Source organism: Mycoplasma sp. NEAQ87857 (assembly GCF_009792315.1).
Taxonomy (GTDB): domain Bacteria; phylum Bacillota_I; class Bacilli_A; order Mycoplasmatales; family Metamycoplasmataceae; genus Mycoplasmopsis.
Genome location: NZ_CP045542.1, coordinates 583181 through 601191, shown reverse-complemented (window position 1 = coordinate 601191; position 18011 = coordinate 583181). Strand labels below are relative to the sequence as shown.

Sequence of the window (18011 nt, the reverse complement as noted above, 5' to 3'; positions counted from 1 at the left end):
TTTGTTAACACTTAGGAGAATTATGAATATATCAAAACAAATAAAAACGATTTTATCTATAGTTGGATCTTTAGGATGTTTTGCTAGTATTAGTGCTGCAAGTGATGAATCAAGCACTAACTTAAACCAACCAGTAGTATCAACTGTAGATAAATATGAAATTTATCCAACACCTCACCAAATAACTTACAATGAAAAAAGTTATATTATGACACCAAGTATTAATGTGGTAATCGAAGAAGGAATTGATCAAGCAACCATTAATCGTTTTAAAGAAACGTTAAACTTAAGAAATATCACTTATACAACTAGTAGAAGAATTGTAAAGAATAAAACAAATATTTTAATTGGAACCAAAGACAACAGAGATAATTTTGTTGATGATTATGTTAAAGAAAAGAATATAGAATACCAAGAAGGATTATTAGATAAAACTGATAGTTATCTTTTAGATAACCAAGATAATGTAATTACTTTATATGCAAAAGAAAATGATGCAGCCTTTTATGGTTTAACATCCTTATATCACATTTTTAAACAACTTAGAGGTTTAAAAATTAGTGAATTTAAAATTCAAGATTATGCAGATGTTAAATCTAGAGGAGTAATTGAAGGATATTATGGTAATCCATGATCTGTACAAGATCGGATTAACTATATGAAATGAGGGAGCTATTTTAAATTAAATGGATATTTCTATGCTCCTAAAGACGATCCAAAACATATTGATCGTTGAAGAGAATTATATACAGTAGAAGAAATTGAAAATAAAATTAAACCAATAGCTGTAGCAGGAAACGAAACTAAAGTTCGTTATATTTATACACTTCATCCATTTAAATCAAACATAATTACTGATGCTAATTATGATCAAAGTTTAATCGCTTTAAAAGCTAAATTTAAACAAGTAATTGATGTAGGAGTAAGACAAATTGGAATCTTAGCTGATGACTTTCACTCTCCATCACAAGCTTTAGAAAAGAAATTATTGGAAGATGTTGTAGCTTGATTGAAAGAATTAAAAGCTAATGAATATCCAGATATGAAAACTACCTTACCTTTTGTTGTGCATGATTATGGTGGTTGAGGTAGTGAAAGATTTAAAGCTTTACCACAAGAAGTTCAAATAGTAATGACTGGTGGAAAAATATGAGGTGAAGTTTCAGTTAATTTCACAAATTCATTTACAAATACTTCTGGTAGAGGACCATTTTTATGAATTAACTGACCTTGCTCAGATAACTCTAAAAACCATTTAATTATGGGAGGATATAAAGAGTTTTTACATAAAAATGTAAATCCGAATAACTTAGAAGGTATTATATTAAACCCAATGCAACAATCTGAACCATCTAAAGTTGCAATTTTTGGTAATGCAGAATATTCTTGAAATATTTGGGATAATGATAACCATATAGATAAGGTTTATCATGATGCATTTAAATATGTAGAAAATAATTCAATTGTAGAAACTCCTGAATCTACAGCTTTAAGAGAATTATCTAAACATATGATTAACCAAAAAATGGATAGTAGAGTTGTTAAACTTGAAGAATCAGTAGAAATAAGAGATACTTTAAGTGAATTTAACCGTGCTTTACAAACTGAAACTTATACTGATGAACAAATTAATAACTTAATAGATGTGTTTAGTAAATTACACGATCATGCAACTACTTTACTTGAAAGTGGTCATGATCGTAATCTTATAAGTCAAATGGAACCTTTTTTAGGTTCTTGAGTTGATTTAACTAATTCAATAGTTAATTTCTTAAACGCTTTAAAACAATATAAATTAGGTAACATTAGTGGATTTTTAGAATTAGTAACTACAGCTAAAAAAGATTTAACTTTAGCTAGAACTAACCATAAATTTAGATACCTTAGTGAATTTAAAGATCCAGAAGTAGGTAATCAACACATTCAACCATTTGTAAATAACTTAAATGCTTATGCTAGTGGTTTACAAAAATCATCTTTAGATCCTAATTTTATTACCAAAACTTACATTTCAGATGTATATCTTTCACCTGCAGGAGGTACTAAAGAAAAGATTTTTGAACCAGGTAATAGAGAAAACGTGTACTTTAAAAATCCTAACATAGTTAGAAATGGTAACTATATTGGAGTTAAGTATAATAAACCTATCACTTTACAAAATGTTTATATTGAAATGAATGCTGGTAAAAACCACTTCTTTAGATCTAAATTACAATATACCACTAATGGTACTGATTGAGTTGATGTTTCAAGCGAAGTTTATGATCGTCCATTAAATTCAGTTGTACCTGTAGAAGTTAATAATTTAAACATTTCAAATGTTTTAGGTGTAAGATTGATTTCAACTCAAGATGATCCAAATGATTCTTGATTTGGTTTAACTCAATTTATTGTTAATAAACCTGTAGTTGAAGAATCACAAGCTAAAGCTTCTTGATTACCTATTGTTAATGTAACTCTTCCGGTAAAATTTGCAACTGCTGGCGGAAATAAAGATAGAGTATTAGATGATGATAACGCAACTGAATGATGATTAAAAAGTGTTGATGGTGATCTTTCATCAGAAAACTCTGAATTACATATAGGTTTAGGAACAATTCAAGAAGTTACTAAAGTTAAAATCTTCCAAGGTGGTACAAATAGTGGAGATGTTTTAGAAGATGTAGAAGTTCAATACTTTGATACCACTGATAATACTTGAAAACAATTTGGAGATAGACATTTTGATAGTTCAAAAGATCAAACTATTTATGGATACTGTCATACTAATAAACTTAGATTAGTTAATAGAAAAGAAAAAAGAGTTTGATGAAGATTAGGAACTATTAAAGTTGGTGGATATGATGCTTCTGCAACATTTAATAAAACCGCTATTGCTTATAATACTCAAATAGGAGTAAATCCTTCAATCAATGATGGAGCAAGAAATAATAGATACGATTATATAGTAGATGGTAATAAAAGCACTTATGCTTGAATAAGTCATAAAACTTCAAATGGTAATATTGCTGCTAATGATGGTGTGGAAGTTATATTTGATAAAACATTGGAATTAAAAACCATTACAGTTACTCAAGATACAAATGATAAACTATCAGCAATGGTTTTAGAAAAAGAAATCAATGGTGTATGAACTACATTAGGTGAAATTGATAATGCAAATCAAGTATGAACATTTGAAGTTCCTGCAAATACTGGAATGGTTCATGGTATTAGATTAAAATCTAAAAATGGAGTAAGTACTTGATGAAAAATTAAAGAAATAGAATTTGAAGAAAAACGTAGACCATCAGCTAAATATCTTTTAAGTAATTTAGAAAGTCCGCAATTATTAACCGATCATCAAGATGATACATTTACTTTAATGAATAACACTACTACTAACACTCATTCATTAAAATCTGGAGAATATATAGGATTAGATCTAAAAACCTTATACAGAATTAAAAATGTAGAAGTTGATTATACTCAAACTGAACATATAGTATTACAAGCATCTCAAAATGGTCATATTTGAGAAAATATTAATGATGTTAGTGAGTTAAATAATAGAACCTTTAAATATTTAAGATTATTTAATAATAATGAAACTTCAGTTACTGAACCTATTACAGTAACCTTTAATAGTATTAAAGTTCATATTAAAGAACAATCAAGTTTTGGTAAATTAATTTCAAGCGATATGCCAATTAATTCAACTTGAGGAGATACAAGATTTAATGGAGCTGCATTTGATGGTAATATCAACACTCAAACTAAATTTGGTGGAAATCCAAATACAGGAAATACTGCAATTTATGATATAGGAACTGAAATTGATCTTAATTCTTTAAGATTATATGTTTCAGATAACGTTCAAGATTATCCTAGAGACTTAAAAGTTGAATATTCAACTGATCAATCTAATTGACAACCCGCTTTTACCATTGGTGATAGCACTCAAGATAGTGATAGAGAAAGCAACCTTCAACAATTAGGTGCAGGATTAAGTGATTCAAGATATCCAAACATTAAATATTATGGAAATGATGAGCTTAATGGAGTTAAAGCTAGATACATTAGATTAAAAGTTTTAGCAAATTATCCAACAAGAGCTTTAATTATTAATGAAATTGTAATTAATAATGGAGAATATATTTCACTAGCTAATGATCCTAAATTTGATGGAGCAGTAGAAGTTTCAAGAAACTATCTTCCAGGAAAAATGATTGATGGAGATTTCAATAGTGCTTATAAACCAAAAAACACTAATGGTTCAATCACTTATACTTTAGATGAAAGTTTTAACAATAAAGATTTAAAAATTATTACTAGTGATGAACCTTCAAGTGCTACTGTATCTGCAGTAGTAGTTAATGATCAAGGAAATAAAGAAACTCTTGATTTAGGTACTTTAGATTTATCTACTTCAACTTTTAGATTACCAAGTGATAAATATTTAGTTTCTATAACTATTACTTGAACAAATATAAAACCTACTATTAATGAATTAATCTTCTTTGATCGTTCTCAACTAACTGAAACATCTAAAGAAGAATTACAAAATAATTTAATAACTCCAAGTAATTTTGATCAATGAACTCAAATTGATAAAGATAAATTTAATCAAGCTATAGAATTAGCTAAAAAAGTTATAGCTTCAAATGCTATTGCTCAAGAAACAGTAAATATTATGCTTAATAAAATTAAATTTATTGTTTCAAATGCTAAATTAAAAGCAGATACTTCAGGATTAAAAGCTAAATTAGCTTCAGCATTAACTAATGCTAATAGTTTTACTACTGCTACTTGAAATAACTATATGAATGCAATCAAAAAAGTTACTAAAGCATTAGAAAACGAAGATGCTTTAAGTGATGTTGAAGTTTCAAAATTAACTAATTTACTTAACACTACTGAAGAAGCTTTAGAATATAGTCCCACTTATAAAGACATTGCTTTATTGAAAGTAGATGAATTTACTAAATTAGATCGAAATTTATACGATGATGAATCATATATGGCTTTAAGCAATATTATTAATGAAATTAAAACTAAACTTGATCAAGATACTTTAGCAACTAATAGAGCTGCTAAAGTAACTCCTGAACAATATCAAGCTTTAATTGAGCAATATAATAATTCTTTAGCTAGTGCTAAAGAATCTGCTAAAGGTCTAAAATATAAAGAATACTCAACTTTAAGAGATCAAGTATATAGCTTTATTGATAATAATGGAGCTAAATGACAACAATTAAATAAAGATCTTAAAGCAAAAATTGCAGCTATTGATTTAAAAGCTGAAGCTACTAATGCCACTATTGATTCAATAGTTGCTGCAACTAATGAATTAAAAACAGAATTTTATGCTGCAAAATCAGCTAAAAAAGCTGAATTAAATAAACTTAAAGATTTGGTAAATCACCCTTATTCAAATGATAGTAATATTTATACTTCAGAAACCTTTGAAACATATACTAATGTCTTAAATAAAATGACTACTTTATTAACTAATGAAGATCAAATTCGTGATGATGAAATCAGTGGTTATATTACAGAATTAACCAATGCTATTAATGGATTAACTTTAGATAGCTCTAAACTTGAAGAAGCAAAAGCATTAGCAAATAATAATTTAGATCAATTAACTAATAAAGCTAATTATGCAAGTCAAATTACTGAAGCTACTACAGTAGAAGCAGTATTAGCAATTAACAAACAAATTTTAGCAGCAATCAAAGAGCAAAATGATGCAACTATTGCAGCTAAAAAAGCTGAAGTTAAAGCTATAATTGATCAAATTAGTGATTTTGCTGCTAAAGAAGGATTGGAACTATCATTATTTGATGCAGATACCCTAGAAGCAATTGAAACTGTTAAAACTAATGTTTTAGCAAGATTAGAAAATGATAAAACTGCTAAAGCTAATGTAGTTAAAGGTCAAATTACAGCAAAAATAGATCAATTAAATAACCCTACTAAAAAAGCTAAATTATTAGAAGCGATGAATAATACTAATGAAATAGATGCTTTAAATACTATTTTGGATCAAGTTGAAGCAGCTATTAGAAACGAAAAAGCAACTGCAATTGTTAATAAAAAACAAGAAGCAACAGCTATTTTAAATTCTTTAAATAATAAAGCTGATTTTGCTAACAAAATCAATCAAGCAAACTCTGTAGAAGAAGTAGAAAACATTATCCAAGAATTACAAGTAGCTCTTTTAGCTGAACAAGAGCAAAAATTACAAGAATTAATCACTCAAGCTACAGAATTAGCAACTAAAACTGATACTCCTGAGCTTTATTTAAATAAATTAAAATCAATTACTACAATAGAAGAAGCAAGATTATTAATTGAAACAATTAATCAAAAAATAGCTTCTTTAGAACATTTAAAACAAATGAAAGCTCAAAGAATTAATAATTTAAAGAACAAACTTTTAAATTTAATTCAACCATATAACCAATTAAGTTCATATGCTAATGAGATTAATCAAAGCAATGATGAAACTAATTTAATGGCTTTAGAAAGTCAAATTACAAGTTTAATTAACCAAATTCAACAACAAGCATTAACCAATGCAAAAGCTAGTGCATTAGATCAACTTACAGGATTAGAAGATAGCCAATCATTTAAACAAGCAATCAATGATGCTACTACAGTTGAACAAATTACTAATATTATTGCTTCAATTAATGCAACCAAAGTTGAACAATTAAACAAATACAAAGATCAATTATTAGAAAAATTAAAGGAATTAGAAAATACAGAGTTAATTGATGCTTATTCTAAAGAAATTCAAGCAATATCAACTTATGATCAAATTCAACCAATTAAGCAAAAAATTAACCAAGCAATTATTGAACAGCAAAATCATAAATTAGAAACTGCAACTTTAAATAATCAATTAGCAAAATATAAAACTAATTACTATAATCACTTAGTTAAAGATGATGAATTAAAAAATCAAATATCAAACTTATTAGCTATTAATGCTAATAATACTAATGATTTAAATGATCAAACAGCAAAATTAACTAAGTTAAATCAAACTTTAGTTGATCATTTAAACACTATTGGATATGAAGATTATGATAAAGAAATTAATCCTTCAAATGATAAAGAAGAATTAAAACAAGAGTTATCTAAAGTTAAAGAAAGCTTAGATAATATTAAATCTAAATATAGCTTATCAGACGAACAAATAACTAGAATTAATCACTTAATCCAAGAAATTTCGAATTTAAATTATGATAATTTATCAACTAATGATTTAAATAATAAATTAGTTGAATATAAAGTTGCTAATAGTGAAATGAACTACTTAAATCACAAAGTTGCTTTAGTTTCTAGAATCAATGAAAATGTAGAACAATTAAAAACTATTAGATCAAAATTAGCAAATGATAATGACTTAGCTAAACAAATTGACACCTTATTAAATAATGATTATTCAAACTTAAACAATAATGAACTGCAAAATAAAGAAGGAGCAATTAGTAGTCTTATTGAAACTGCAAATAATACTATTTCTAATCAACTTGAATCTCCAAAACCATCTGATCCTTCAGCACCAGAAGATAAAGATGAAACACAACAAAACAAGAAAGTAAAAAACGGTCCTTTAAGTAAAATTAAAATTACTTTAATTTCAATATCTACTATCTTAGCAACTTCAATACTTTCTTTTGCAGGATATAAATTATTCAAACGAAAGAAGAAATAAATCATGAATAAGAAGTTAAAAAATGTTGTTTTTAGCTCAATTATTTTAACCCCAATATTAACAGTGGTAGCTTGTTCAAAACCTCAAGCTACCGAAAGGGAACCCAGGTAAACAGAAAATAGAAGAAATTAAGAAAGAACATCAAAAAGAAAAAGCTGCGTTATTATCTTTAATCAATGATTACAAATCAAAAATATCTAATTATAAAACCAAATTAGATCATAACACTAATGAACTAGGTCAATGAAAACAAAAACACTCATCAATGGTTGCTCTTTTAGAATTAAACAAAAATAAACAAAAAGAAGTTGAAGCTAATTTAGAAGCAGCAATTGAAAATATTGCTAACAAAGTTCAAGAATTAGCTAACATCAAAGTTCAAAATCAACAAAAAGATCTTTTAATTAATCAATTAAACCAAACTATAACTTCAAATAAAAACCAAATTGATGGATTTAGTGCTAATATTAGTAATTTAAATGATCAAATTAGCACTTTAAATAACGATATTACAACTAAAGAAAATGAAATTCAATCATTAAACCAAAAATATCTTAATTTAGAAAAACAATATTTATCAACTACTGATTCTCAAGCGATTATTAAGCTCAAAGAACAATTAACTACTTATAAAAATTCATTAAATTTCATTACAAATCAAAAATCTCAAATTCAACAACAATTAGATGATTTAGTTAATCAAAAAACTCAATTAGAAAATCAAAAGAATGCAGTTGAAGTAAAAAATCAAGAATTATTAGCTAATATTAATACATTAACTAATGAAAAAAATAGTTTAAATAACACTATTTTAAACAAAGAAAATGATTTAATTCAACTTCGACAAACCATTGCACAATTAGATAGTGCTAAGAAACAAAATGATACTTTAATCTCTACTTTACAAGATTCAGTATCTACTTATCAATCAACAATTGCAACATTAAATCAACAAATTAATGATAAAACCCAAGAAATTAGTAGTTTAGAATCTAAAGTAGAAAATTTAAAATTACTAGCTGCAACTCATGGTTCATCAAATTTATCTGACGATATTGATCAAGCATTAACTGATTTAACTTTTGATGTTTATGATAAAGCTAGCAAAACGGTTTTAGATGTTAGTGAAAATATGGTTAGAGAAATTTCAGGATTAAATCCTAAATTCAGAATCTCTAATTTAATGATTAATGATCGAGATATTGATACTAATAGTATCAATATAACTGTTGAAATAGTTGATACAACTAACAATGCTAAAAAATCTATTGCTAAAACCATTACAGGATTTAAAGCATTAATTACTGAAGTTGAAACTCCTAGTGAACCAGAAGTTGAAAAACACGTAGCTTCAATTAGTGAATTAAGAAATATTAACTTTAATAATGATTGAAAATTTACAAGATCTAGTGTAACTAATGGAATCACTGGAGTAAATTATGATGATTCATCAATGATGAATCTTAATTTACCACATGATTGATCAATTTATTTAGATTATAGTCCTACTATTTCTAATGAATGAGGAGCATTAGAAGGTGGAGTTGGATATTATAGAAAAACTTTTGATGTAGAACCTGAATGAAAAGATAAAGAAATATCAATTCATTTTGAAGGTGTTTATATGGAAAGTGAAATATGGGTTAATGGAACTAAAATTGGTAATTATCCTTCTGGATATCAATCATTTACCTATGATATTTCTAAATATCTTAAATTTGATGGAAGCAAAAATGTTATTGTAGTAAAAGCTCAAAATAAATCTGATTCTTCTAGATGATATAGTGGTAGTGGTATTTATCGTGATGTTAATTTAATTGTTAAAAATAAAATTAATGTTGCTGAATATGGAGTAGTTATTACTCATAATAATCTACAAGCTAACAAAGATGCTACAGTAACTTCAAATGTTAAATATAGCTTAGAAAACAACACTAATGAAAATGCTACTATTAAAATTAAACAAACTATTTATAAAAAAGGTTCTGATCAAGTAGTAGCTACTAATACTTCTAATGACATTACTTTAAATGCAGGAACCACTACAGATCATTCATTAACCTTTGATGTTAATCAACCAGCATTATGAGATGTTGATAATCCTAATATTTATTTATTAAAAACTGAAATTTTAAATCAAAATGATCAAGTGATTGATGAAACTACTACAAGATTTGGTTATAAATGAACTAATTGAACAGTTGATGATGGATTTTCATTAAATGGTAAATGAATGAAACTTCATGGGGTATCAATGCATCATGATCAAGGAGCTTTAGGAGCGGTAGCAAATTATGATGCAATGTATCGTCAATTAAAGAAAATGAAAGATATGGGAGTTAATGCTATTAGATCTACCCATAATCCTGCAGATATTAAATACGTTGAAATTTGTGAAGATTTAGGATTGTTATTGATTGATGAAGCATTTGATACTTGATATGCAGGTAAGAAATCCCAAGATTATCATAGATTCTTTGAACAACCTTCAACTCATCCTAAAGCTAATAATGTTACCTGAGCTGAATATGATTTAAAACAAATGATTCGTCAAAAAATCAACTCTGTAGCTATATTTATGTGATCAATTGGGAATGAAATTGGCGAATCAACTTCAACCAAAGGTGTAACTGTAGGAAAACAATTAGCTGCTTGAGCTAAAGGAGTTGATACTACTAGATATATCACTTGAGGAAATGATAAATATCGTTTTGGTAATGGTGAAAATGCTAATGTTTCAGCTATAAGTGATGCATTAGATGTTGTAGGTATGAACTACTCAGAAGCTAATGCAACTAATTTAAAAACTGCTCATCCTAGTTGAAAAATTTATGGAAGTGAAACTTCTTCAGCTGTAAGAAGTAGAGGGGTTTGATATGCTCCTGGATCTTATGATAATGGAACTTCTACTGTAAGTGAATATGGTAAGGAACTTAGTGATTACGGGAATAATAGAGTAGGTTGAGGTCGTACAGCAACTAGTTCTTGAAAATTTGACCGTGATAATAAATGATATGCAGGTCAATTTATTTGAACTGGATGAGATTACATTGGAGAACCTACTCCTTGACATAGTCACAGAGGTAATGATGCTCCAAAAAGTTCATACTTTGGAATAGTTGATACTGCAGGATTTGAGAAAAATGATTATTATTTATATCAATCTCAATGATTAGATGTTAAAAAACATCCAATGGTAAAAATTGCTCCACATTGAACTTGAGATCAAACTAACTATCGTAATTTAGTAACTCAAAATGGACAAATTGCTCTTAGAGTTTATTCAAATGCTAGAACAATCAAGCTTTACAAAAACGATCAATTAATCAGCGAAAAAACCTTCAATGTTAGAACTACTAACTATGGTTTAGAATACCAAGAAGGTGAGAATGATAATGAACTATATCTAAAATGAATGTTAGATTATGAACCTGCTACTATTAAAGCTGAAGCATATGATGCTGAAGGTAATTTAGTAGCTACTGATATAATAAAAACCGCAAATCCTCCAATAGCGATTAAAGTAGTTCCTGAAAAATCTGTTATTTTAGCTAATGGAGATTCTTTGGCATACTTTGCTATTTCTGCAGTAGATGAAGAAGGAACTGAATATCCTTGAGCTAAAAACTTAATTAATTTTGAAGTTGATGGACAAGGAGAAATTGTAGGAGTTGATAATGGAGATGCTTGAAGTAGAGAAAGAATGAAAGCATATCCTGGCAATGTTTGAAAACGTTCATTATTCAATGGTAAAGCAATTGTAATAGTTAAATCAAATAAAAATCAAGGTGTAATTACACTTAAAGCTAAAAGTGAAAACTTAATTGATGGTAGTGCTAGTGTTTATGCTATTAAAGATGTTGAACCTAATAATAATCAAGTTATTCATTTATTAACTAATAATGTTTTGATTAAACAAAGTGAAACATTAATGCTTCCTAAAACTGTTAAAGCAATAACTAAAGCAGGAACTATAATCCAAAAACAAGTAGTTTGAGATACTTCTAATGTTCAAACTACTATTCCAGGAAAATACTATGCTACTACAGAAGTTGATGGAACGGTATTTAAAATTCAAGTTGATGTTATTAATTTTGTTTCAACTTATAAACCTATAGATTACTTTGATGTTGTAGGAGTAGGTTATGATTTAAATACTTATTTACCTACTAAAATTGATTTAGATTCTAAATATGGACATTTAACTGAAGATGTAACTTGAGATATTGCAGATCATTCAACTGATCAAGTAGGATTATTAGAAATTAATGGTCATTTAACTAAATATCCTCAAGTAGCCACTAAAGCTTACATTAAAGTCAAAGCACTAACTAGAACCATTGATCCTAATAAGCAATATATTTCTCCTTCAACTGCAGAAGCAAATGCAAGCTTTAAACAAGGAGGAGATCTTCCTAAATACGTAATTGATGGAGCAGTAGATGCTTCTAAACGTTGAACTAACTGAGTTAGTGGAAATAAAGGTAATGCTAGAGAAACTACATTTGATATAACTTTAAATCAAGCTCAAGACATTAAAGCATTAGGTATTCATTTATTTGGTGATGGTAATACTCATACCAATGGTCCTGAAAGTATCATTATTCAATATAGTAATGATGGAACAACTTATATGGATGTAAGTAATCAATCTAATACTAATAACTTCCCTGATGCTAAAAATGTAAGTAAAGAACATTTAATGAGTTTTGATGCAATTAATACTAAATACTTACGTCTAAAAATTACTGCTAGAGCTAAAAATAGTGACTTTTGAGTAGTGGGATTGGTTGAAGTTAAAGCTTATGGTGAAAGTGATTTATTAATTAAAGATACTTCTAACCAATTAGCAAGCATTGTAATCAATAATCAACCAATTAGCTCGTTTGATGCTAATTTAACTGATTATTCAACTACTATTTCTTACTCTCAAGCATTTCCAGTAGTTCAATTTAACCTACCAGAAAATTCTTCAGCTCATGTTTCGGTAGTTGAATTTGATTTAGATAACTTAACTAAAGCTTATAAAGCTACGGTAATTGCAGAAAACCAAACTAAAAAAGTTTATACCTTAAAAGTAGTTAAAGAATTAGATAAAGTAACTAGTTTTAATATTACTGTACCTAATTTAGCTGTAGGATTAAAAGGTAAAATTGAACTAGATGCTAGATTAGAAGATGGATCAAAACTTGATCCAAGCAAAATGGAAAACTTAACATTTGTTGATGCTAATCCATTAGTTAATTCACTATATACCATTGATAATAATTACTTATTAGCTCAAGGAGCTGGAAGTTCTAGCTTATATGCAACTTTTGAATATAAGGGTCAAAGTTATAGATCAAATATCTCTAATATAAATATTATTAATGCAATAAGAAGTAATGAAATTCAATCATTTACTAGTCCAAATTATGAAACTTTTGTTAATGAAACGATTAATATTGATTCATTTTTACTTGCTAGATATAAAAATGAACAATTTGATCGTAAGTTAGCTATAACTTGAGAGCAAGCTATTCCTTCTAGATTCTCTAATGCTGGTTTATACACTTATAAAGGAATAATTAACTCATTAAATCAAGAGATTTATTTAACTATTGTAGTTAAAGATTATGTATCAGTTGATGCTATTGCTGCAACTACTGCTATAGGTTTAGAACCATATAATGTTCCAACTCAAGTTACTGTTTATGATAGTGATGGAACTAGCTATGTTAAAGATGTGGTATGAGATGAATTTACTACTGAAGAATTAACAACCGAAGGTTCTAAAGTACATTATGGAACAATTAATGGAACTAATTTAAAAGCAATCTTAAATCTAAGAGTAGCAACATCAACTCAAAATCAAGATATCACCAGACAAGTTACAGGATTTGATTATCCTGCAGCTATAGCAAGCTTTACTAATGATAAAGACGCTGCAAGTACTGATAGAATCAATAAAGTTAATGATGGTATTGTCCAAAAAGACAATAACAAATGATCAAACTGACAACGTTCTAAGCGTGCTAGTGATTGAGTTGGATTAGTTTTTGCAAGAGGAGGAGTATTAACTAAAGAACATATAGATTCAGTAAGTATTTTCTTTGGTGGAGATAGTGGAACAAGCAGTCCTAAAACTTACACTATTGAATACTTTGATGAACCTATTACCCTTCTTCCTAGTTTAGAAAACTTAGGTTATATTGATCAAAGTGAAAGTAATTTAAAAGATAATAGCAAATGACATGAAGTTACTTATATTAATAAACCAGAATCTTTAACTGATGATGGTACTATTAATACTATTAAATTTAATCCAGTAAAAGCTTATGCAATAAGAATTAAGATGACTCCAAAAGATAATAAAAACGGTATGATTATTACTGAAATGAGAGTTGATCGTCCTATAGTAAATGCTAATACTGATTATACTATTTCTCAAGTTTCAGTTAATGATACTCCATTAGCTGAATTTGATACTAATACTTATGATTATACAATTAACTTGAATGGAACCACCACTCCAAAAGTTGATTTCACTGTAACTAATAATGCTATAGTTAAACAAAATTTAGTTGATGATACTTTAGTTGTTAAAGTAGCTGCAGAAAACTCTCAAGCAATTAAAACATATAACTTTAAACTGATTCCTACTACACCAGTAATAGAAAACTATAAGGAACTTAGAGCTCATTTAATTGAACAATTAGATAAGGTAGTATTTAGCAATGGTGTTGCTAAATACACTCAAGCTCAAATGCTAAAAGTGCAAGCTAAAGAATCATTAAAAGATATTTTAAGCTTAAACAAAACTAAAGTTGATGGTTTAATTACTCAAATTAAAACCTTAATGGGTGAAAGTTACATTGAATTTAATCATACTGCTAGCTAATTAGCTAAATTAAAGCTAAACAAAAACCACCATTATTGGTGGTTTTTGTTATTTAATTTTAATTTGACTTAATAAGAAAATTCCTGCAGTTTCAGCTCTTAAGATTCTTGAACCTAAAGAGACTAAATTAAAGTTATGCTTAATTGCTAAATCAATTTCATTATCACTAAATCCTCCTTCAGGACCTACAAAAAAGATTACTTCTTGATCTATAGGTTGAATAAGAGTTTTTGATACTTCAACTTTTTCATGAGCAATAATTTTATTATTTATAGGATAATCTAATAATTTAGTAAAAGTGGTTAAAGGTTCTAAAATTGGTAATTTATTTCTAAATGACTGCTCAGCAGCATTTAGAATAATGGTTTCAAAACGCTGGATCTTCTTTTGATATTTATTATATTTAACTAATTCATGATTAGTGTGATCACTAACAAAAGGAATAATTCTAGATACTCCTAATTCAGTAGCTTTTTGAAGCAATCATTCAAAACGTTCGAATTTAATCACGCTAATAGCTAGTATTATTTCAAAATCACTTTCGTGATTTTGATCTATGATTTCAATAATTTCAGCAACTTCATTATTTAAGATGCATTTATAAAATTGTTCTTGATAAACACAAATAAAAGGTTTATTATCTATTCTTAAAACTTTAAGATGTTTTAAGTGTTCTTTAGATAAAACAAAGTGATTATCTTCTTTTAAATCTACAAAAAATCGATTCATTACTCTTCCATTATTTCTTCATATTCTTCTAAGGTTCCTCTAAATAAGAAACTTTCACTAGGAGATTTAAGTTCTAAAATAACATCAGCACATTGGTTAACAAAAGCACGGTTATAAGTGGTAAAAATAGCTCCACCACGGTAGTTTTTAACTCCTTCAATAACTGAATCAATACTTTCAGCATCTAAGTGGTCTAAAGGTTGGTCAAGAATAATGAAATTAGATTCTAAAAGCATCATTCTTGAAAACATTAATCTTGCTTTTTCTCCTCCACTAGTTACATTAACTTTTTTAAATACTGAATCATTACTAAACAACATTCGACCTAAAAATCCACGCATTCTTGCATCATCGTTTTCTTGATTTTCTTTAATTTTGTTTTCTAATGGTCATTTAGAAATTCATTCTAATATGTTTTCATCAGTTTTAAAGTATTCTAAGTTATCATTAGGGAAATAACTATAAGTAATAGTTTGTCCTCATTCTACTGTTCCACTAGTTGGTTGTTTAATACCTACTAAACATTCAAGTAATCTTGTTTTAGCAATATCATCCTCTCCAACAATAACCATTTTTTCACCAGGTCTAAGAGTAAAGCTAACATTTTGGAATAAATAATCTCCATTTTCATTTTGGTAAGTTAAATTTTCAACAGTTAAAATTTGTTTACCATGATCTCTATTCATATCTCAACGAATATATGGATATTTTCTATTTGATGGTTTAATTTCATCTAATTGAATTTTTTCTAATGATTTTTTTCTTGATGTAGCTTGTTTAGATTTAGAAGCATTAGCACTAAAACGAGCAATAAACTCTTTAAGTTTTTCCATTTGAGCTTCTTTTTTAAGGTTAGATTGTTTCATCATTTCTCTTGCAAGCTCTGATGATTCTTTTCAGAAACTATAGTTTCCTGTATAAATTTTTGCTTCATTGTAATCAATATCAACAATGTGAGTACAAATAGCATCTAAGAAATCACTATCATGGGATACAACAATAACAACATTAGGATAATCAATTAAGAAGTTTTCTAATCATCTAATTGAACGTAAATCTAAGTGGTTAGTTGGTTCGTCCATTATTAAAATATCAGGGTTACCAAATAAAGCTTTAGATAAAAGCACCTTAATTTTTTGATTAGCTGTTAATTCTGACATTTTAACATTTCATTTTTCTTTTGGTATATGAAGGTTGCTTAATAATTCTTGAGCATCATTTTCTGCAGTTCATCCACCTAATTGACCATATTTGTCTTCTAATTCTGCTGCACGTTCATAATCTTCCATAGTAGCTTCAGGATTAGTATAAATTGCATCTTTTTCTTCTTTGATTTTATATAAATCAGTATTTCCCATTATTACAACTTCAGTAACTTCATAATCATCATAAGCATTATGGTTCTGACTTAATACTGAAATACGTTTATTTTTTTCAATAATTATTTGTCCGCTAGTTGATTCAACTTCTCCAGCAAGCATTTTTAAAAATGTAGATTTACCAGCACCATTTGCACCAATAATTCCATATGTATTACCTTCTGTAAATTTTAAATTAACATTTTCAAATAATTTTTTATCACTAAATACTTTACTTAAATTTTGTACCTCTAACATATCATCCTCCTATAAAATTATTATTTTAAAAATTTGTATTTTAATGTAATATTAAATATTTTTATATTATATTAAATTTTAAAATCTTTAATAACTTAATTGTTAAAAGATCAATTTAGAATTTTTTAATAATATATTTATATATTTTTTGATAAAAGTTTCCAAGTTAAATAAAAAATAACAAAAAAGAGCAATTATGTTGCTCTTTTTCTACTTTTTATAAAATTTACATTGTAATTCAGTTTTTATTAAAAAGTCTAAAACCCAAGTTTATCAATAAACAATTCCAAAGTTTTAATAACATCATCAAAATTAACTGATTTTGTATAAGGGTTGGTAATTTGGTATTTTAATCATTTTTCTTTCATATTGTATTTAGGATTCTTTATTCTTTCTAGACCTTGTCTAGAATCTTTAATATATTCAAAATTATTACGTTGAGCTGATGTGTTGATAATAGCTTGTTTTAATATATCAAAATTTATTTCATCCTTTTTGCATGAATAAAGTAAATATATATCATAATAATCTCTCATTCTAGTTGTACCTTCTAGTCAATAAAATATAGCATCAATTTTTTCAGCTAATACCGTTTCTATTGGATAAGCTTGAACGCCAATAGATTTATCTTCAAAGATACATTTATATGCAATTAATTGTTCTTTAGGGGTTATTTTATCACCTGTTGATATATCCATCTTAATTACATTATTTACTTTATCTAATTTAGCTAACAAACTAATTCTAAATCCACCATAAAATGAGTTATCTCTAATATAACCTATATTTCTAAATTCAAATTCAACACCATCATCAATTTTTGCTTCAGAAATTTCTTTAATAATCTTTTCAACATTACTTTTTTCAAAATCCAAATACTCTATACTAGCATCTAAGTCCATTGTTGTTCTTTGTGCAATATTAGAAAATGAAGAAATTAAAAAACCACCTTTAATAATAAAATTATTAGCATACTCAGTTTTTGATACTCTTTCTAGGAATCTTTCAAAGAAAAACATATTCATAACCTCTTGTGGATTAAGGTTATTTGTTTTAGAAAGGTTGTTAATCTTGGATT

5 protein-coding genes are annotated in these 18011 nt (G+C 27.2%); 2 read left to right on the top strand and 3 right to left on the bottom strand.

Annotated features, from left to right (window positions below; all coding sequences use genetic code 4):
• Window positions 1–22: 22 nt before the first annotated feature.
• Window positions 23–7708, top strand: a complete 7686-nt coding sequence (locus GE118_RS02055; protein WP_158763796.1) for a beta-N-acetylglucosaminidase domain-containing protein — start codon at window positions 23–25, stop codon at window positions 7706–7708.
• A 265-nt stretch (window positions 7709–7973) separates the two neighbouring features.
• Window positions 7974–14588 carry a glycoside hydrolase family 2 TIM barrel-domain containing protein gene (locus GE118_RS02050; protein ID WP_158763795.1) on the top strand — a complete coding sequence of 2205 codons (6615 nt, stop codon included), beginning with the start codon at window positions 7974–7976 and terminating at the stop codon, window positions 14586–14588.
• A gap of 48 nt (window positions 14589–14636) precedes the next feature.
• Here the strand turns inward: GE118_RS02050 and GE118_RS02045 are convergent, their stop codons facing one another.
• The 3 genes from GE118_RS02045 to GE118_RS02035 form a co-directional block, all read right to left on the bottom strand.
• Complete coding sequence (locus GE118_RS02045; protein ID WP_158763794.1) at window positions 14637–15317, bottom strand: 16S rRNA (uracil(1498)-N(3))-methyltransferase; 681 nt, start codon at window positions 15315–15317, stop codon at window positions 14637–14639.
• Window positions 15317–16933, bottom strand: coding sequence for an ABC-F family ATP-binding cassette domain-containing protein (locus GE118_RS02040; protein WP_158763793.1), 1617 nt, complete (start codon window positions 16931–16933; stop codon window positions 15317–15319). Before GE118_RS02040 ends, GE118_RS02045 begins: the two co-directional genes overlap by 1 nt.
• A 257-nt stretch (window positions 16934–17190) precedes the next feature.
• Window positions 17191–17952 (bottom strand): nucleotidyl transferase AbiEii/AbiGii toxin family protein, encoded by a 762-nt coding sequence (locus GE118_RS02035; RefSeq protein ID WP_158763792.1) that lies wholly within the window; start codon window positions 17950–17952, stop codon window positions 17191–17193.
• Window positions 17953–18011: the final 59 nt, after the last annotated feature.